This window comes from Bartonella sp. AS69XJJH, assembly GCF_042195585.1.
In the GTDB taxonomy this organism is placed as follows: domain Bacteria; phylum Pseudomonadota; class Alphaproteobacteria; order Rhizobiales; family Rhizobiaceae; genus Bartonella.
In genome coordinates this window covers 102,502-122,149 of the sequence record NZ_JBHIOO010000005.1, presented here as the reverse complement: position 1 = coordinate 122,149, position 19,648 = coordinate 102,502, and the positions used below count along the sequence as shown (strand labels likewise).

The 19,648-nt window shown below is 39.3% G+C and carries 10 protein-coding genes; 3 read left to right on the top strand and 7 right to left on the bottom strand.

Annotated elements, in window-relative coordinates:
- Positions 1–1,535 precede the first annotated feature (1,535 nt).
- A complete protein-coding gene (locus ACFIK6_RS04050; RefSeq protein WP_375641878.1) occupies positions 1,536–6,491 on the top strand; it encodes a DEAD/DEAH box helicase in 4,956 nt (1,651 codons plus the stop codon).
- 1,352 nt (positions 6,492–7,843) lie between these two features.
- Here the strand turns inward: ACFIK6_RS04050 and ACFIK6_RS04045 are convergent.
- The 6 genes from ACFIK6_RS04045 to ACFIK6_RS04020 form a co-directional block, all read right to left on the bottom strand.
- Positions 7,844–8,515, bottom strand: coding sequence for a YdcF family protein (locus tag ACFIK6_RS04045; protein WP_375641877.1), 672 nt, complete (start codon positions 8,513–8,515; stop codon positions 7,844–7,846).
- A 4-nt stretch (positions 8,516–8,519) separates the two neighbouring features.
- Positions 8,520–9,473 (bottom strand): cell division protein FtsX, encoded by a 954-nt coding sequence (locus tag ACFIK6_RS04040; protein WP_375641876.1) that lies wholly within the window; start codon positions 9,471–9,473, stop codon positions 8,520–8,522.
- The gene (ftsE, locus tag ACFIK6_RS04035; RefSeq protein WP_273723097.1) at positions 9,466–10,125 is read right to left on the bottom strand and encodes a cell division ATP-binding protein FtsE; all 660 of its coding nucleotides are present in this window, start codon (positions 10,123–10,125) and stop codon (positions 9,466–9,468) included. Before ftsE ends, ACFIK6_RS04040 begins: the two co-directional genes overlap by 8 nt.
- A 535-nt stretch (positions 10,126–10,660) precedes the next feature.
- Positions 10,661–12,604 (bottom strand): acetate--CoA ligase, encoded by a 1,944-nt coding sequence (acs, locus tag ACFIK6_RS04030; protein ID WP_375641875.1) that lies wholly within the window; start codon positions 12,602–12,604, stop codon positions 10,661–10,663.
- Positions 12,605–13,185: 581 nt separating this feature from the next.
- Entirely contained in the window at positions 13,186–13,473 is a 288-nt protein-coding gene (locus tag ACFIK6_RS04025) for a hypothetical protein (protein WP_375641874.1), read from the bottom strand.
- A gap of 1,072 nt (positions 13,474–14,545) precedes the next feature.
- Positions 14,546–15,235 (bottom strand): YggS family pyridoxal phosphate-dependent enzyme, encoded by a 690-nt coding sequence (locus ACFIK6_RS04020; RefSeq protein WP_375641873.1) that lies wholly within the window; start codon positions 15,233–15,235, stop codon positions 14,546–14,548.
- Between the two features lie 166 nt (positions 15,236–15,401).
- On the opposite strand from ACFIK6_RS04020, the gene leuS reads away from it, so the two are divergent.
- Entirely contained in the window at positions 15,402–18,062 is a 2,661-nt protein-coding gene (leuS, locus tag ACFIK6_RS04015) for a leucine--tRNA ligase (RefSeq protein WP_375677393.1), read from the top strand.
- The gene (locus ACFIK6_RS04010; protein ID WP_375677392.1) at positions 18,049–18,645 is read left to right on the top strand and encodes a hypothetical protein; all 597 of its coding nucleotides are present in this window, start codon (positions 18,049–18,051) and stop codon (positions 18,643–18,645) included. The genes leuS and ACFIK6_RS04010 overlap by 14 nt, the downstream gene beginning before the upstream one ends.
- Here the strand turns inward: ACFIK6_RS04010 and fsa are convergent.
- A complete protein-coding gene (gene fsa / locus ACFIK6_RS04005) occupies positions 18,642–19,295 on the bottom strand; it encodes a fructose-6-phosphate aldolase (protein WP_375641870.1) in 654 nt (217 codons plus the stop codon). The genes ACFIK6_RS04010 and fsa overlap by 4 nt on opposite strands.
- Positions 19,296–19,648: the final 353 nt, after the last annotated feature.

Genomic DNA, 19,648 nt, shown 5'->3' with positions numbered 1-19,648 from the left:
AGATATGATAGGCATATAAGCCTTCTTGAGGTATTAAATGTTTTGAGAATGCATGATGAATATTTTTAAATCTTTCTTGTCGAGTCTTATGGAAGTAAATCCTATTAAGGAGAAGTTAAATGGAACCCGTTAGAATGAGATTGCTTGCAGACTGAATTTTGTTAAAAATCTTCGTCTTATGAGATGTGAAGGGGAGGACAAATGAAATATACTGCGCAACGATTTTTAAGATTTAATTTAAAAAGAGGCGGAGAAGTGAATAAGTATATCTGCTAACAAACAAAAGAACAAAAAAGAAGGTTGATGCCAAAAACAGTTTAAACCTCCATTCTTCCAAAAAAATGAACTGGTATCGAGATAGCTGAGTAGTTTAAGAGGTTTCGTTTAGTCTTTTTAAGATTTTCGGAAAAGAGGTTATGAGGATTTCTCACTTTTGGTTTTGCAGAGGGTGGTGCAAATTATAGGTTTTTAGGTTTATGCAAATAAATTATGATTGTGCTCAAGTTTTAAAATGTGCCCTAAGACACAGCCATTTTCTGTTCCTTTATGCGAGTAACTTAGCTTTCTTTAGAATATTTTGTTTAAGGCATCGCTTTTTTCTGCCTTATCTCATGATTTTGGAGCTGAAGGATAAACAAGCCATTTGAGTTTCTAGGGTAAGGATGCCGACAGATACTCGGTAGGGGGCGCTCCGATCTTAAGAACTAATACCGTGAGATGCGGGTTTGATTTCATGAGTTTGGTGAGGAATACAAAAAGTTTGAGAGGCGGATCGCTTCTTATTTTGAATGATGTATGAATGAAAGGGCTTTCATTTATTGAAAAAGAATAAGCTCATATTCAGCAGATGTGAGATGAAGTAAGAGAACATCGTAATACCAAGCTGCAGTTATGCTGCTAAAGAACATAATGGCGCTAGTGATGAGCAATGGTATATCTAGTTGGTATGGTATTCTCCCTCCTGTTACAAGTCCGATACAGATAAAAAAGAATTCTAAAACCACCCGCTATAAAGTATAAGAAGCGAATAATTAGTCTACTAAAGAACAAAAGATAAAGAAATATTTCAAAAATCAAAATTTTGAATATCACGACTAATATTTTTCGTATTATAGTGAAATTATATGCATGATCGTTTGTAAAATGCGCTGTTTTGTGTGTGGAGTTTCTTCCTTGGTGTCTTGAGTGTTCTCAGGTGTCGTATCCATTCCCCTCTCTCTCATTCTTAAGCTAAATCCTAAAATTATTGCGCACTTTATTTTGTATTCTTAACAAAAGGCAAAAAGTATTTTCAAAATCATCACGCCTTACCGTTTATTTCCATAGGGATATAGACATCACTAAATGCATCATATGATTTGGGGGATACTCAAAAGGATCAAAAGATTCTCTCTTGTTGATTTAATTAAGCATAGAAGAAATGTCTTAAAATCAAGCAATTTTAAGCTTTTTTTAAGTTTTTTGGGTAGAACAAGAGGCATTAATGAATAGGTCTCGATTCGATAATTGAAGATGTTTTTAATAGGGAGAAAAGCATGACGACGCTACAATCGCTTTTACAGACCTATCGTGATAAAGCGCGTACCGAACGGGACAAAGGTACATATTTTGAGCGTTTTGCTCTTGCTTATCTAACACATGATCCTCTTCAGTCTGGATGTTATGAAAAGGTTCAAACCTTTAAAGATTGGGCTCGTGAAAATGATTGGGATGTTCATGATACTGGTATCGATCTTGTGGCAAAGATTCGTAATGAAGAGGGTTTTGCGGCAATCCAATGTAAATTTTATGATGCCGCATATCGGATTAAAAAAGCAGATATTGATAGTTTTATTTCGGCATCAGGGAAAGCTCCATTCAAGCGGCGTGTTATTATAGATAGTACTGAAGGTGCTTGGAGTGATAACGCTGAAACAATGATACGGGGGCAGGATATTCCTGTTATACGGATTAATCTTTCCAATATACAACAAAGTCCGATCCGTTGGGAAACTTTTGCAGCCCAGGGCAAAGTTGTGTTGGAGGATAAAAAGAAAATCCGTCCACATCAGCAGGAGGCGTTGCGTGATGTGCGTGCTGGGCTTGCTCAAGCAGATCGGGGTAAGCTTATTATGGCTTGTGGTACTGGTAAGACATTTACCAGTCTTAAAATTGCTGAGGATTTAGCGGGTGAAGGCAAGTTTGTTTTGTTTCTTGTTCCTTCCTTGGCACTGATGTCACAGACGGTTCGTGAATGGACAACAGATGCAGAAATCGGATTGAGATCCTTTGCTGTCTGTTCAGATACACAAGTGGGAAAGCGTCGTAAAAATAGTGATGATGTTGCTGAAATTGATGTGTTTGATCTTGCTTTTCCAGCAACAACCAATGCTGCTAAACTTGCAGAACAGGCGGGTAAGAGTGTTGCAGATAAGATGAGCGTTGTATTTGCAACCTATCACTCGATTCAGGTGGTTGCGGATGCTCAGAAAAAGTATGGTTTGCCAATATTTGATCTTATTATTTGTGATGAAGCGCACCGTACAACAGGGGCAACGCTGGTTGGAGAGGATGAATCCAATTTTGTTAAGGTGCATTCTAATGATGTTATTCGTGCCAAGAAGCGCCTTTATATGACAGCAACACCACGTATTTTTGGTGATAATGCAAAAAGTCGCGCGAATGAAGCCAATGTTGTTCTTGCTTCGATGGATGATGAAAAGCTTTTTGGTAAAACACTTTTTTATCGGGGTTTTTCTTGGGCAGTACAGAATGATCTTTTAACGGATTATAAGGTTATTGTCTTAGCAATGGACGAAAAATTGGTCAGTTCAGCTGTTCAGAAGCGTCTTAGTGATGACCAGTCTTCGCTTGTTCTTGATGATGCTACGAAGATTATTGGCTGTTATAAGGCGCTGACAAAACAAGATCTGAAGGCTGATGTTGGTGCGGATCCACACCCCATGCGTCGTGCTTTAGCGTTTTGTAAAACTATTGAAAGTTCTGAACTGGTGTGTGATGAATTTTCTGCGGTTGTTAGAGAATATCTTGAATATACGAAAGAGGATACGGAAAATGAGCACTTTCTGAAGTGTGAAATTGAGCATGTTGATGGCACTTTCAATGCGAAGGATCGTGGTGCATTACTTGATTGGCTGAAAGCTGATAGTGGTGAAGATGTTTGTCGTATTTTGACCAATGCACGGTGTTTGTCTGAGGGGGTGGATGTTCCGGCTCTTGATGCGATCATGTTTTTAAATCCACGCAAGAGCCAGATTGATGTTGTGCAAGCGGTTGGGCGGGTGATGCGTCGCTCTGAGGGCAAAAAGATGGGGTATGTCATTTTGCCAATTGGTATTCCCTCTGGGATTCCAGTGGAACAGGCTTTGAACAACAATGATAAATATCGGGTTGTTTGGCAAATTTTAAATGCTTTGCGTGCGCATGATGATCGTTTTGATGCGACGATTAATAAGGCATCGTTGAGCCAAGATATCAGCAATGTGATTGAGATTATTGGCGTCACGCAGAGCACTGAGTTACAGGCTGTTACAGCTGTTGTAGACAATCTTCCGGTTCGCTCACAACCCGCACGAGCGGGAATTGGAACACCGGAATATGATTTAACTCTTACAGATCAGGTAAATGAGGAGCTTTCTTTCTGCGTGGATGAAATTTCTCGTGCGATTTTGGCAAAGATCGTCAAGAAATGTGGGACACGTGATTATTGGGAAGATTGGGCGAGCAACATTGCTGAAATTGCTAAGAATCATATCACGCGCTTAACAGGTATTCTGGCAGAGCCAAACACTGAGGCGCGTCAAGCCTTTGACAGGTTTGTAGCAGAACTGCGTGATGATTTAAATGATGCGATTACAGAGGCTGATGCGATTGAGATGTTGGCACAGCATATTATCACGCGTCCTGTCTTTCAGGTGTTGTTTGAAGGGTATCAGTTCACACGTGAGAATCCGGTATCGCGTGCTATGCAGCGTATGCTTGATGTGCTTGATGAGGCGAATCTCGATAAGGAATCCAAAGATCTCGAGAAATTTTACACAAGTGTAAAATTACGCGCCAGTGGCATTACGGATCCAAAAGCAAAACAGAGGTTGATTGTAGAGCTTTACGATAAGTTTTTTCGTTATGCTTTTCCACGTACTGTAGAGAAACTAGGCATTGTTTATACCCCCGTTGAGATTGTGGATTTTATTTTGCACTCTGTCAATGATGTTTTAGAGCAAGAATTTGGGCAAACGCTTGGCTCATCTGATGTGCATATCATGGATCCCTTTACAGGAACGGGAACTTTTCTCACGCGGCTTTTACAATCGGGTTTGATAAAACCAGAGGAGATGAAACACAAATTTTGTCATGAAATTCATGCCAATGAGATCGTGCTTTTAGCTTATTATATTGCAGCCATTAATATTGAGACGACTTATCATGGTCTTATGGGGGGAGATTATATTCCCTTTGAGGGAATTTGTTTAACCGATACATTCCAGCTTTATGAGCAAGAAAAAGACCTGATCAGTGATTTGCTGGTGGATAACAGCACACGTCGCTCACGCCAGAAGGAACTGGATATTCGTGTTATTGTTGGCAACCCCCCTTATTCTTCTGGGCAAAAAAGTGAAAACGACAATGCGAAAAATATTGGTTATCCTAAATTGGATAACCGCATTCGTGAAACTTATGCCGCTCAATCCAAAGCGAGCAATGTTAATGGACTTTATGACAGTTATATTCGTGCCATTCGCTGGGCGAGTGATCGCATAAAAGACTGTGGTGTTATTGGTTTTGTGACAAATGCAAGTTTTATCAATAGTCATTCTACGGATGGTTTACGAAAATGTTTAGTCGAGGAATTTAGCAGCCTTTATATTTTCCATTTGCGGGGGAATCAACGAACTTCTGGAGAACTTTCTCGAAAAGAAGGGGGTAAAATTTTTGGCTCTGGATCTCGAGCTCCCATTGCTATCTCTATTCTCGTAAAAAATCCCGAATCTCAACAGCGTGGGAAAATATATTTTCGTGATATTGGAGATTATCTCACGGCAAAAGAGAAGCTCCGTGAACTTCAGAGGTTGGGGAGTATTGGTGGTATCAAGTGTGAACACGGCTGGAAGATGCTTACACCAGATGAGCATGGTGATTGGCTGGATCAGCGGAACAGTGATTTTGAAAAATTTTTAGCCTTAGGTGATAAGAAGGGCAGTGATAAAAAGCTCTTTGAAGATTTTTCTGGTGGTGTACAAACTAGTCGTGATGCTTGGGCATATAATGCAAGCCGTGAAGATCTAGCGAAGAATATGAGCAATATGATTGCCTTCTATAATAGTGAAGTGGAACGTTTTAATAATACTTATTATGCACATTCTGACCGAAAGACACGTGCAAATGCTGTGAATGATTTTGTCAATACAGATGCTAGAAAGATCAGTTGGAGCAGTAGCCTTAAAGAAGAATTAGTAAGAGGAAAGTTTTCTGAATTTGAAAATAATTGCTTAGTTCAAAGTCTTTATCGTCCTTTTACACGACAATGGCTCTATTATAATCGTGTTTTTAACCATAGAGTCTTTCAAATTCCACGTATATTTCCTTTAGAAAAAGCGTTTGGAAACAGGGTAATACAAGTCACAGGAATTGGAGCAAGCAATGGCTTTTCTGTCCTTATGACTAAGAGTTTACCTAATTTTCATACAATGGATACTGGTCAATGTTTTCCACGATATATTTATGAAGATACTAAGTCTTTAGATAAAGAGGAAGATCAGGTTCATTTATTTGCAAATTTTGCAGAGGAAAGCAAAGAAGCTGGTTTGCAGCGGCGTGATGCTCTCACGGATGAAGGGTTGGCATATTTTAGGGCAGCATATCCTGGTGAAATGATAACAAAGGATGATTTGTTTTATTATGTTTATGGGATTTTGCATTCTGAGGATTATCGTTCTCGTTATGCGCATAATTTGTCTAAAGAATTGCCACGTATTCCAATAGTTAAAAGAGTAGAGGATTTTTGGGCTTTTGTAACAGCGGGGCGAAAGCTTGGTGATTTGCATATGAATTATGAAGAGGTTGAGCCCTATCCTGTTACCTATAAACAGGGTGATCCAAGAACTTGGATGGTTTCTGATGAGAAGAGTTTCTATCGTGTTGAAGCGATGAAATTTGCTGGTAAGCGTGGTGCTATTGATAAGAGCACAGTGGTTTATAATGCGCATATCACGATGCAGAATATTCCTCTTGAAGCTTATGAGTATGTGGTCAATGGCAGGCCTGCTCTTGAATGGGTTATGGAACGGCAGATTGTCAAAACGGATAAAGCGAGTGGGATTGTTAATGATGCCAATCGCTATGCTGTTGAAACGGTGGGTAATCCAGCTTATCCATTGGAATTGTTTCAGCGGGTTATTACTGTAAGCTTGGAAACAATGAAAATTGTGCGCAATCTGCCAAAATTGGAAGTGCGAGAAACTGAAAAGGTGAAATTATCCATTATGCGGTAAAACAGCGCCGTGTCGTAATAAACTGGTACTCTCATATGCTTTGCTAGTGTGTGGGTGTTGCAATAAGCTCTTAGCACTTGAGACGGACTATAAGAGAGGCGTGCCTTTTTTGTACAGTTTTACGCTACGCAGGCTCTCTTTCCTTGTGATGTGCAAGTCCTATGTGATGTGCAAGAAAAGGGTTTTGATTGATTCAACAGAAAACAGATTTGAAATGAAAGAATCTGATGATATTGAGAGCTATCATTCAAGTTGAAGAATACTTATCTTTATTAATCAATATGTTGCATGTGATAAAACACCTTAGGTAGTAGACGGATAAAATGATGACGCATGGACTTTAGCGACAGGGGAGAATAGCTTTAAGCAGGCTTGTTCGTCGAGTCTTATGTGAGTAAATCATATAAATGGGGAAGCTGAGTGGAATCTGCCCAGAGAAAGTGGATTATTTACAAATCGTCGCTGATAAGAATCATCGTCCTTTGAGACGTTGGGAGGAAATAACAACTCTTATGAAATCTGTCCTTTGAGCGGGGGTGATCGGAAGTAAGCAGGGAGAACGCGTTAGACAAGAAGCTGGATTGTTATTGTTTACAGATCGCTAGAGTTTAAAAATTTTCGTTCTTTTTTGGGGAGGCTGCCAAACAAAAAGTGTTTTTAGAGGGAAATGATTTATGCCAAAAGATATTGTTATAAAAAGTGTGGGATGTTCGTGGCGGTGTGCGTTTTGAGCTTATTCCTATCTCTGATCTAAAATGCTCTTATGAAGATGCTTTTTAGAATGAAGAGATTGTTACTAATATATCGATTTATCATAATAGTTTAACATTCTCTCTGTTGAATGAGAAATCTAAGTATCATAAATTTTCTTATTTTAAATCTATTAAAATTACTTCTTTTCATGTCATATGAGGTTGCTATGTTCGTTTTGAAAAAAGGCGTGAAGCATGCCTCTTACTAATCATCCCAAGTGGCTTAAGAGCTATCGTAATATTGGGGGGCGGAAAAATATAGGTGGGGCGGTTTTTATTTTTTATGAAGCGTAAAGACGGTGGTATAAATAGATCTCTATAACAAGTTTGAAGATCTTATAGTTGTCTGGGGGCTTTATTTACAAGAGCTTAATATATTGGGATGGCATGTACAATCCCGTGCTGTGAGAGATGTCTTGGGATGTAAGAGATGTCTTGGGTGAACGTGCAATACAGTGACACGTGTGGGGTGTTCTGTGTTGTATGAAGGTAGCTCTATTCGAGCTTTTATAGAGGCAACTTCGTGTGGAAGGGTATGGAAAGAACGGTATGAAGCGGTCAGAAGATGGCAAGGTTTTTAAAAAGTCAGAAGGATAAAGACTAGAATGCGGTTCTGAGATAGACTTGGAGCGTTTTAATATATTGAAATAGAAGAATGCGGATTTGATTGATCTGTTGTATTGCGCTTTCAGCATCGCTCTTTTTAACAGGATAGGCAATGAAATGGATATCAGGCATTAAATATTTAAGTTCTCGCATCGAGCGCCACATATGGTAATCATGGGTGACGATATAAAGGGTTTTATAGTGGTGTTTTTTGATCCAAGCAGCACTTTCTGTAGCGTTTCCTCTGGTGTTAATCGCTTGATGTCCAATGTCAATACAACAGGAGACAAGCCGTGGGGTAATATGCATGTTATGTATGAGACTTTTCAGATTGGTTGTGGTGTTTACGCCACTGATAAGGAGTCGTGAACCAAGCCCCCTTTGTAAGAGATGGAGTCCTGTCTCTATTCGGTTTTCTCCGCCTGTCAGCACAATGATGGCATCCGCTTTGGGGAGAGGTGTTGGGGGGACAAGTCCTTCAGTTTTTTCAGAAAAAACAATAAAACCGCCCCAGAAAATGAAAAAAATGATTGCAAGAGTAAGTGTTGTCGGTGGAAAATAGCAAAATAAAAAGCGGGGAGACCAACGATAATGGGGCCGTTTTAGAAGAGGACGTTCTAAATTTTTTTGCGTCAATGAGTTGGAATGGCAGGAGTGGTGAGTCATAAAATTAAAATAAACCGTTTTCACATTGATCGATTTTTTTCAGTTGCGCTAAAATAGTCATGCGGTTTGTAAGGGTGGTAAGAAAAGAAATGGAAATAATAAGAAAAATGATTTTTCCGTAAGGAACGGAACTTATGGAAAGATGTCCAAACAAAGCTGTTACTTGGCTAGCTTCCACTCTTCCCAAGTTATAATTCGTCCAGAGACAAAAAGCTGAAAACAGAAATATGCTTGTGAGACCACCATATAAAGCACCACGCAGCGCAGTTTTAAAAAAATGCCAGTCAAATTGGCGGGCAATGAAAAGAGTTTCAGTACCAAGGAAGTATAAGACATTGATAATATGTGTATTTTCTGCCAATGCATTGCGGGTGGCAAAAATGATGGTAAGAATAAGAGAGCCTAGAACCAATACTAAAATTGAAAAACCAATGAAAACAGTGGTGTGTGCCATGGTTGCAAAACGATGGACCCAAACACGGTGATCATCAAATTGACCTCCTGGAATTTGGGTTTTAATGGCGTGATTAATGGCTGCAAAATTGATTTTTTCATCTCTCTTCAGAGTCACAATGATAAGGCGGGGAAGGGGCAATTCATTGACATTGAGGCCTGTTCCAAGCCATGGCTCCAGTAATTTTTCTGTAGCTTTTTGGTCAACAATTTTTGCATCTTGTACACCAGAAAATGTTTTAACTAATTGTACGGCATCACGGAGAGCTTTGTTGATATCAACATTGTCCATGGGGCGTATTTGTATTGTTGCTTCATAGCTAATCTGATTACTCCAATTTTGGGCGGCACGTTGGACTAAATCAACACCGATTAAGGTGAGGCTTGAAAGGAATGTCATAATAGCAATCACGGCAACCAATGCTTTTCCAGAAATATTACCACTGGGAATAATCGCTGTTGTATTTTTTTTATTGCTTGTAAAAATGGGGAAAGACTTATTCATGAATCGTCATCCGTCCGTTATGGAGAAGCATACGTCGTGCTGCAACTTGTTCCATTAAGGCAATATCATGGGTAGCAATGATCACAGCCGTTCCAAAACGGTTTAATTCAATAAACAAACGGAGTAGGCGTTTTGCTAAGGGCGGATCGACATTTCCGGTGGGTTCATCGGCAAGTAGAATTTCAGGTTGATCAATGAGTGCGCGTGCAATGGCTACCCTTTGTTTTTCTCCGCCAGAAAGAACTGGTGGTAAAACATGAATATGATCTCCAAGACCTACCCAACAGAGAAGATCTTCTACTTCACTGCGATAGGTTGCTTCTTCTTGTCCTTTAATGCGTAAAGGTAAGGAGACATTTTCATAAGTGGTCATGTGGTCGAGTAAACGAAAATCTTGAAAAACTACACCGATACGTTGTCGCAGCGCAGGGAGCTCTTGTCGTTTGAGTAATGCTGTATCTGTTCCAAAGAGATCAATATGACCGCGGGTGGGTTTGAGTGCCAAAAACATAAGGCGCATCAACGACGTTTTCCCTGCTCCAGAGGCGCCAGTGAGAAATTGAAATGATCCAGGAGGAATATGAAAGCTAATATCACGAAGGACCTCAGGTCCCATTCCATAGCGTAGACCGACATTTTCAAAATGAATCACTTTTTATTATTACTCCTGATTTTATATTGCATCATTTATTCTAAGAACTCTTACTTTCATTGCTTTAGATTTTTGTTGTAAGATTGTTTATTTTAGATTTCATGGTTTTCAATATTTTTTATACACCCTCGTTATAGATAAATATTTTTGCTCAAAAATATTATCACTTATACTTTCTCTTTTTAGTTTTATTTATGATTTTAGCAGGAATTTCAAAGTGATTCTAGCATAAACATCAGAACTATTTTTCCTTCTTTATCAGAGGCTTTTTTGCATTGAGTGGGTATTGGGCGATTTTAAAAAGCTATGTTGCTCTTTTTATCTTACTTTCTTATTCTTGTTTGCATTCCATTCCTAAGGTTTTTGCTTAAATTATTTCTTACCTGTTATGAGAAAAGCGTTTGTTGTTAGAATTATTGAGCTTCTAATGAATTGTTTTGTTTTTTTATTCTCATCGGTGGTTTTCGTAACAATGCTGAGATAATTTTAGCAGAAAAACAAAAACCACCGTATGTTATATTTCTTTGTGGGTTCTTTAATTTTGTCGGTTAGCAATCAGATCTTCAACAACTTGTGGTTCGGCAAGCGTTGAAATATCTCCAAGAGTATCAAAATCGTTTTCGGCGATTTTTCGTAAAATACGTCTCATAATTTTCCCTGATCGCGTTTTGGGAAGCTGCGGAGCAAACTGAATTTTATCCAATATGGCAATAGAGCCTATTTCTTGTCTCACATGCTTGATAAGATCTTTTTGCAATTCTTCACTTGGCGCTGTCCCTTCCATGAGGGTCACAAAACTATAAATTCCTTGTCCTTTAATGGAATGCGGATAACCCACAATGGCTGCTTCTGATACAGCGGGATGAGAAACAAGGGCTGATTCAATTTCAGCGGTTCCTAACCTGTGTCCCGAGACATTGAGAATGTCATCAACCCGTCCTGTGATCCAATAATAGCCGTCGCTATCGCGCCTACAGCTATCGCCTGAAAAATATTTTCCTTTATAGGAGGAAAAATAAGTTTGAATAAAGCGCTCATGATCCTTATAAAGTGTGCGCATTTGTCCGGGCCATGAATCACTGATACAAAGATTGCCTTCTGCTTCACCCTCTAAAACATTGCCTTGAGCATCAACAATTTGGGGTTGAATACCAAAGAAAGGACGTGTGGCTGACCCTGCTTTAAGGGGTGTTGCACCAGGCAAGGGCGTGATCATATGCCCCCCTGTTTCTGTTTGCCACCATGTATCGAGAATCGGACAACGGTCATTTCCAACTGTATGATAAAACCATTCCCATGCTTCTGGGTTAATAGGTTCTCCTACCGTGCCTAAAAGACGCAACGATGTCCTGTCTGAGTGTTCAACAAACGAATTTCCTGCTCCCATTAAAGCGCGGATAGCTGTTGGTGCGGTATAGAGTGTATTGACTTGGTGCTTGTCGACAATTTCCCAAAATCTTCCTTTGTCAGGAAAGGTTGGTGTGCCTTCAAACATTAAAGTAGTCGCACCATTGCATAAAGGTCCATAAACCAAGTAAGAATGACCGGTAATCCAACCAATATCAGCTGTGCACCAGTAAACTTCATTGGGGTGATAATCAAAAACATATTGATGTGTCATCGAGGCAAAAACAAGATAGCCCGCTGTGGTATGTAAAACACCTTTGGGTTTGCCGGTGGAGCCGGAAGTATAAAGAATAAAAAGCGGATCTTCAGCGTTCATGGGTTCTGGTGGACAGTCTGTTTTGGCATGAGCTATCTCTTCATGGTACCAAAAATCACGCCCCTTTATCCATTGAATGGGTCCACAAGTTCGCCGTATAACCATGACTTGGTCTACATGCACGTTTTGGCGCGCTGCTATCTCAATAGCATGATCAACATTGTCTTTTAAGTTGATCCGTTTGCTGCCACGCAAGCCTTGATCAGCGGTAATGATGAAGGTTGATTCACAGTCAACAAGGCGTCCTGCTATTGCCTCAGCAGAAAAGCCAGCAAAAATAACCGAATGAACAGCACCAATGCGGGCGCAGGCGAGCATAGCATAGGCTGCTTCGGGAATCATAGGAAGATAAATGGTTACTTTATCGCCTTTCTTAATTCCACGACCTTTCAAAAGATTGGCAAAACGACAAACATGTTCATAAAGCTCGTTATAGGTTATTTTTTTATTGTGATAAGGATTATCTCCTTCCCAAATGAGCGCAATTTTGTCTCCATGGGTTTTCAGGTGGCGATCAATGCAATTATAGGCAACATTTGTTATCCCATCTTCGTACCATTGAATTGATACATCTCCGTTAAAAGAAGTGTTTTTTACTTTTGTAAAAGGTTTAAACCATTCAATGCGTTGACCATGTTTGGCCCAGAAGCTTTCTGGATCATTGATACTTTCTCGATACCATTGTTGATAAGTTTCCTCATCGAGTAAAGTATTTTTTTTGATCTCTTCTGATACTGGATAGATTTTTTCAGTCATGCTTCCCTCTTTTTATTTATTTTTTAGAAAAATCAGCCATTGTATTTTTATATTTGTGGCAGAGTTTTCCCAAAAGCTTTTCATTGTGAGGTTAGACTAAATGACAAAGATTAGAATAGTCAATTTTTAAATCTGATGTGATGATATTAAAGAGGGTATTCTATGCTTTTAGGATACTCAAATGTGGTAAAACCTATTGCGGTATAGCGCCTTTTATAAAGGCATAAAGACATTAAAAAATGTCTATTATAAAATATCCCTTACAAGTTGATATAAACCACTATCATTAAATAAAAGACTAACAAGAAAGAATATTGAGCTTATTAATAATGATTTTTTTAGAGAATCTTTCCAATAATAAAAAAGATATATTAAACCAAAAAAAATGTTGCTATAAGCGATTCAATGATTTTATAAGCAAAATCTGTCATCACGAAATCCAAGTTATAATATAATTACAAATTATAAATATCTCTGAAGTCCGTCTCAATAATAATTGTAGATAATATAATTTAGATATTTTTCGAAAAAAATTACAAATTATTATCTTCAGAGATATCTTTATAGTTGCTCTCTACAAATTAGAACCAACACTCATGAACTTTCTGTACGAACCCTAAACCAAAACCTCCGAAGAAACCAGTCGTGGCACCAGTAAGGCCACCCATAAGTGCACCTGGACCAGTTATAGCTCCCAGTGCTGCTCCGGTTATCCCTCCTGCAACTGCATAGTCAAAACCCTGTGCTTTCATGTGAGACATAAAAGCATTAGGACTACATGCATTTCCATGAGTAGGTCTTGAATTGTGCGAATGACCAAAAGAAGGCTTTGTCGCCATATGACCAAATGTGTTGAATGAACCAAACATATTAATTCTCCTTAATTATCTACATTAAAAGTAGCATCATAATGATACATTTCAAATGGATATCACGTATTTTAGAGAAATGACAAAGATAAACTTTAAAAATAGTAATAAAAATACTGTATAAATGATAAGTTATTTATGTATATATTAAATTTTATTCTTAATAGGATAATAGTATTATTTGTAATATTTTAAAATATAAGAAATTACACCATATTTTTGCTTAATTGAAGTTTAAAATTAGAAAAATTGCGCATATAAAAAGTTGAAGTTTTTCTCTTTGTTTACAAGAACGATAAAGGAATATCGTTATTGAAATCAGTCTCATTGCCATTGTTTCTCCTACGTGTATTATGCGCATATACATGGGATTCGTTCTTTTACTTTTCAGGCCAATATTGACTGTATTTACGCTTTGTAGAGCATAGAAAGCCTCTATGCTATCCTTGAACCATATAGATTGCTGTCATGTTGTTTAGCGCGGCTCTTGGTGCTCTATTGGGCATTTGAGATGTTTATTTTGCTCACGTGACTTACATGAAAGAGTTTTGTTACTGTATTATGCAGCTATAAGCCTTTTTTGCCTGCTTTACGCCATTGGCATGTGAGGAAATTGTTTACGCGTGTTGGAGAAGTTAAGAGAATTCGTGGTTTTTAATGGAAATCATTGCGACAATCCTATTGAATATTCTTTTGCTATTAGTGATTTTGCGACAGTTTTTTTATGAATGCACAACGCCTCTCTTATCATTTTGCCTTTATATAAGGATTTATTTTTATGTTGCTTTTGCTGGAGAGGCGGTCAGAGGGGAGGCGAAGTAGAGCCAATGTGTGGGAATATGAGAGCCTAAGCAGGGCTGTTTTGAAGTCATTTTATGGGTTGAGCAGGGCTGGTGAGAAGCTTAGGAAGAGCATTTTTGCTTATTTTGCTAACAGGATGAAAGAGGGACTGGAATCTTTTTTGCTAGAGTTGCGCTTTTCTTGATTTTGAGGGGAATGTTTTTTCTCATTTTTGTTGTTTTGGGTTTGTTCGTAGAATTTTCAATGGAGATTTATATGAAGGGAAATTGCTTTACATAGGGCGTTTTCCAAATAAAGCGGAGCCAATGCGAAGGACGTTAGAGCCAAACTGTAGAGCAATTTTGAAGTCACTGGACATGCCCATGGAAAGCTTTGGAAGACCGGCTTGTTTTGCTAATTTTGCTAAGAGTGCGAAATAGGGTCCGGGGTTTTCATCGACAGGGGGGATGCCCATAAGACCGATGATATTAAGTCCATAGTTGTTTTTGCATTGGTCGACAAAAGATGTCGCTTCTTGTGGTGCGATACCACTTTTTTGCGGTTCTAAGCCAATGTTAACCTGAACATAGCAGGGAAGATGCCTTTTTTGTTTTTGCATTTCTTCCGCCAAAATTTTGGCTATTTTTTCACGATCAACCGTTTGAATGACATCAAAAATTTTGATAGCTTCAGCGGCTTTATTTGATTGTAGGGGACCAATGAGATGAAGTTTAATATTTTCAAATTGTTGACGTAACTCGGGCCATTTTTGTGCCGCTTCTTGTACGCGGTTTTCTGCAAATAAAGATTGGCCTGCTTGCAAAAGGGGACGTATATCAGCGGCAGAAACAGTTTTTGAAACAGCGATAAGTTCAATTTCTTCTACGGGGCGTTGTAGCTCTTGACATGTTTCAGCAATGTCTTTTTGAAGGTTTTGCCATGTTTCAATGGAAGGGGCATCGAGGGGCGTTTGTGTATTCATATTTTTGTGCTTTACCTTTTTTGTTTAAGAGTTGGTCGTTTTTTTAAAAGTTTTATAAAATACTTAGGGAAATATTTCACGAAAATGTTGACGATGAGCTTAATCCATGGTCAAGCATAATAAAACAAGTTTTTTGGTGCAGTTTTATTAAAAGAGTATAATGGGAATGACGATTGAACATTATAATATAGGCGAACGCTATAATCCACGTGCGAGAGAAAAAAAATGGCAAGAAATTTGGGATGAAAAGAAAATTTTTCAGACTGTTCAAGAAGATGCTCGTGAAAAATATTATGTTTTAGAAATGTTTCCTTATCCGTCAGGCCGCATTCACATGGGGCATGTGCGCAATTATGCCATGGGGGATGTGGTGGCACGCTATAAAAGGGCAAAGGGTTTTAATGTACTTCATCCTATGGGCTGGGATGCTTTTGGTATGCCGGCTGAAAATGCTGCTCTGCAAAGCAAAGTGCATCCTAAAACTTGGACTTATCAAAATATTGCTGTAATGCGCGGGCAATTAAAGCAATTAGGGCTCTCACTCGATTGGACGCGTGAATTTGCGACTTGTGATGTGGAGTATTACCATCGTCAACAAATGTTGTTCCTTGATTTTTATCAGAAGGGGTTGGTTGCGCGTAAAGTGGCTAAGGTGAATTGGGACCCTGTTGATCATACTGTTTTGGCAAATGAGCAGGTTGTTGATGGGCGGGGATGGCGTTCTGGTGCGTTGGTGGAACAACGTGAGTTGACGCAGTGGTTTTTCAAAATTAGCGACTTTAGTGAAGAGCTCTTGGCCGGGCTTGAAGAGCTGGAGCAATGGCCGGAAAAAGTTCGCACGATGCAAAAAAATTGGATTGGAAAATCGCAAGGTTTACTGATTCGTTGGGCTTTAAAGTCGATTGCGGATACTGATGATGCAAGTGGTGTTGATGATGTTTGTGAGACATTTGATGAGGTTGTTTGTTATTCAACACGTCCTGATACACTTTTTGGCGCTTCTTTTTTAGCTGTGTCTGTTGATCATCCTATTGCACAAGCTTTAGCAAAGAAAGATAAAGCGTTGAGTGCTTTTATCGAAAATTGTCGATGTGGTGGAACGACAACGGCAGCACTTGAAACAGCTGAAAAACAAGGATTTCTTACGCCCCTTTTGGCAGTTCATCCTTTTGATTCAACAGTACATATTCCTGTTTATATCGCGAATTTTGTGCTTATGGATTATGGAACAGGGGTTGTTTTTGGTTGTCCGGCTCATGATCAGAGAGATTTTGATTTTGCGCGTAAATATGATCTTCCAATAAAACCGGTGGTTTTGCCAAAAGGAAAGCAAGCAGAAGATTTTGTCATTGCTGAAACAGCTTATACGGGTGATGGTGTGATGATCAACTCCAGCTTTTTGGATGGTTTGACACCTCAACAAGCTTTTGAAGAAGCAGCCAAAAGGCTTGAAGAACAAATGCTCAATGGGCAACCGCAAGGGAAAAAAACAGTGCAATTTCGTTTGCGTGATTGGGGGATTTCGCGTCAACGTTATTGGGGGTGCCCCATTCCGATGATCCATTGTACATCTTGCGGCGTTGTCCCTGTACCACGGACTGATTTGCCAGTTGTGTTGCCTGATGATGTTACTTTTGATCAACCTGGAAATCCTCTTGCACGGCATGAAAGGTGGCAGAACGTTACTTGTCCTTCCTGTGGTCAACCTGCCAAACGTGAAACCGATACCATGGATACATTTGTTGACTCTTCTTGGTATTATGCACGCTTTACGGCTCCTTTTGCGCAGGAACCTGTTGACAAACAAGCAATCTCTGAATGGTTGCCTGTGCAACAATATATTGGTGGAATTGAGCATGCCATTCTTCATCTTCTTTATGCACGCTTTTTTATGCGTGCCATGAAATTGATCGGCCATGTGAGGGTTGATGAGCCTTTTAAGGGGCTTTTTACCCAAGGTATGGTGGTGCATGAAACCTATCGGGATGATCAAGGGTGGGTTTCTCCAGCAGAAATTTCCATTGTTGAAAAGGATGGAAAACGACAGGCTTACAAATTGACTGATCAAAGTGAAGTGATGATTGGTTCGATTGAAAAAATGTCGAAATCCAAAAAGAATGTCGTTGATCCTGATGATATTATCGCATCCTATGGCGCGGATACTGTGCGTTGGTTTGTGTTGTCAGATTCTCCCCCTGATCGGGATGTCATCTGGACAGAATCTGGTGTTGAAGGAGCCCATCGCTTTGTACAGCGTGTTTGGCGCCATGTGGCTTTGAGTGCTTCTGTTTTAAAGGACGTGGCGCCTTGTGCAGGGCATCAGGGGGCAGCTTTGGAACTCTCAAAGGTCGCACATCGCACGCTTTGCGCTGTAGAAGATGATTTGGAAAAATTTGCTTTTAATCGGGCTATTGCACGCCTTTATGAATTCTTGAATATTATGGCACCGTTGCTCAACAAGATAGCAAGTGTTGACGATGAAATGAAAGCTTCTTTACGTCAAGCCATGGATTTTTTTCTTGCCATGATTGCACCCATGATGCCCCATTTAGCAGAAGAATGTCATGCTGCTTTAGGAGGAAAAACTTTAATGTCTGCGCTTGCTTGGCCTGTTTATGACAGCGCGTTAACCGTTGCGGAATGCTATACTTTGCCAGTACAAATTAATGGTAAAAAACGCGGTGAGGTGAGCGTTGCAGCAACTGCTGATGAAGCGATGATTAAAGAAGCGGTTTTGGCGTTAGATTTTGTAAAGGCGCAGCTGGTTGAAAAGCCTGTGAAAAAAATCATTATTGTTCCACAAAGGATTGTGAATGTCGTTTTTTAAAAGTTTTATTCTTGTCGTTTTAGCTGGTATATTCACACTGTTGTGTGGATGCAAAGTTGAGCCGCTTTACCGTCAAGAGTTGCAAAGTGCAATGACAATGAATTCTGCTTCCTATAGGAATCTTGTTTCTGGGCAAGCTTCTTTGGGGCTTTCAGCAAAGCTCGCCTCTATTGTTGTGGAAGAGCCTTCGGATCGTTTTGGTCAAATGGTGCGCAATCATCTGCTGTTTCTTTTGTATGGAAATGGTGCCAAACCTTCTCTACCTGCTTATCAATTGGCATTGCAGATATCCGTATTTACAAGAGAATCTATGCAGGTAGAGATTGATTTCGAGAAAAAACGAAAGGGACGACCTTCTGTTGGAACTGTTATGAGCAAAGCTTCTTACACTTTGCAGGATATGAAAAATACTCTTGTTGCAAAAGGAACAGCAATGATGAATGCATCTTTTGAGCGACTTCGTCAAGAATATGCAACGCTGCAAGCAGAAGAGGATGCAAAAAAACGTGTTGCGGAAGAGTTGGCTGAACAGATTTTTTTGTTACTTTCAAAAGATCTTTCGAATAAAACTTCTAGCCATTAAGCAATATTTTGTCCTGTTTTTTTCCAGTCGTTGAGAAATGTTTGCAATCCTTTCTCAGTGAGAGGGTGTTTGACCAGTGCTTTTAAGATTGCTGGTGGAACTGTTGCAACGTCAGCACCACTGAGTGCTGCTTCTTTGACATGATTAACGGTGCGGATTGAAGCGGCCAAGATTTGTGTTTCAAAGTTATAGTTATCATAAATTGTGCGAATTTCATGAAGCAGTTCACTTCCATCATTTCCGCAATCATCTAGTCTACCAATAAAAGGCGAAACAAATGTCGCGCCTGCTTTGGCTGCAAGTAAGGCTTGATTGGCAGAAAAACAAAGGGTGAGATTTGTTTTTAGTCCTTCTGCTGTAAGGGCTTTACAGGCTTTTAAACCATCGAGTGTTAAAGGAAGCTTGATACAAATATTGTCGGCAATCTTTGCTAAAACAGCCGCTTCTTTCATCATGCTTTCAAATTCCGTTGCTGCAACTTCAGCAGAAACAGGTCCGCTAATGAGAGCACAAATTTCTTTTGTAACATCAAGAATATTGCGTCCTGATTTTAGGATAAGAGAGGGATTGGTGGTGACACCATCAACAAGGCTTAAATTCTGTAACTCTTGGATTTCTTCAATATTGGCGCTATCCACAAAAAACTTCATCTCTAACCTCTTCTTGTTAGCTTTTATCCTATTTTTTGTTATGCGCTATTGTTGACTGCAAAAGCAAGAGAAAGAATTAATCTCTGTGTCAAAGAACAAGAATGCTATGGTGTTAACCATGTACCTGTTTGTAGTAAAGCAATATGATTCATTGTTTCCACACCCATTTTGTAGCGTTGCTCATGAAAGATATAGGACTCATTGTGTACAAACATTTTTGTGTATTGGCATCTTTGCGTAGCGGTATTTTTATACTTATGAAAATAAGCTAGCATTATCACATTCTTTGCTCATTTCCTATTTGCGATTGCTCTTGATATTTGAGAGTGCATCATAAGATCCCTTCCTTTTTC

What these genes read in the sequence shown, in the direction of transcription:
- fsa (WP_375641870.1), bottom strand. Translation starts at nt 19,295, where the DNA reads ATGAAGTTTTTTGTGGATAGCGCCAATATTGAAGAAATCCAAGAGTTA.
- ACFIK6_RS04025 (WP_375641874.1), bottom strand. Translation starts at nt 13,473, where the DNA reads ATGTTTGGTTCATTCAACACATTTGGTCATATGGCGACAAAGCCTTCT.
- acs (WP_375641875.1), bottom strand. Translation starts at nt 12,604, where the DNA reads ATGACTGAAAAAATCTATCCAGTATCAGAAGAGATCAAAAAAAATACT.
- leuS (WP_375677393.1), top strand. Translation starts at nt 15,402, where the DNA reads ATGACGATTGAACATTATAATATAGGCGAACGCTATAATCCACGTGCG.
- ACFIK6_RS04050 (WP_375641878.1), top strand. Translation starts at nt 1,536, where the DNA reads ATGACGACGCTACAATCGCTTTTACAGACCTATCGTGATAAAGCGCGT.
- ACFIK6_RS04020 (WP_375641873.1), bottom strand. Translation starts at nt 15,235, where the DNA reads ATGAATACACAAACGCCCCTCGATGCCCCTTCCATTGAAACATGGCAA.
- ACFIK6_RS04010 (WP_375677392.1), top strand. Translation starts at nt 18,049, where the DNA reads ATGTCGTTTTTTAAAAGTTTTATTCTTGTCGTTTTAGCTGGTATATTC.
- ACFIK6_RS04045 (WP_375641877.1), bottom strand. Translation starts at nt 8,515, where the DNA reads ATGACTCACCACTCCTGCCATTCCAACTCATTGACGCAAAAAAATTTA.
- ACFIK6_RS04040 (WP_375641876.1), bottom strand. Translation starts at nt 9,473, where the DNA reads ATGAATAAGTCTTTCCCCATTTTTACAAGCAATAAAAAAAATACAACA.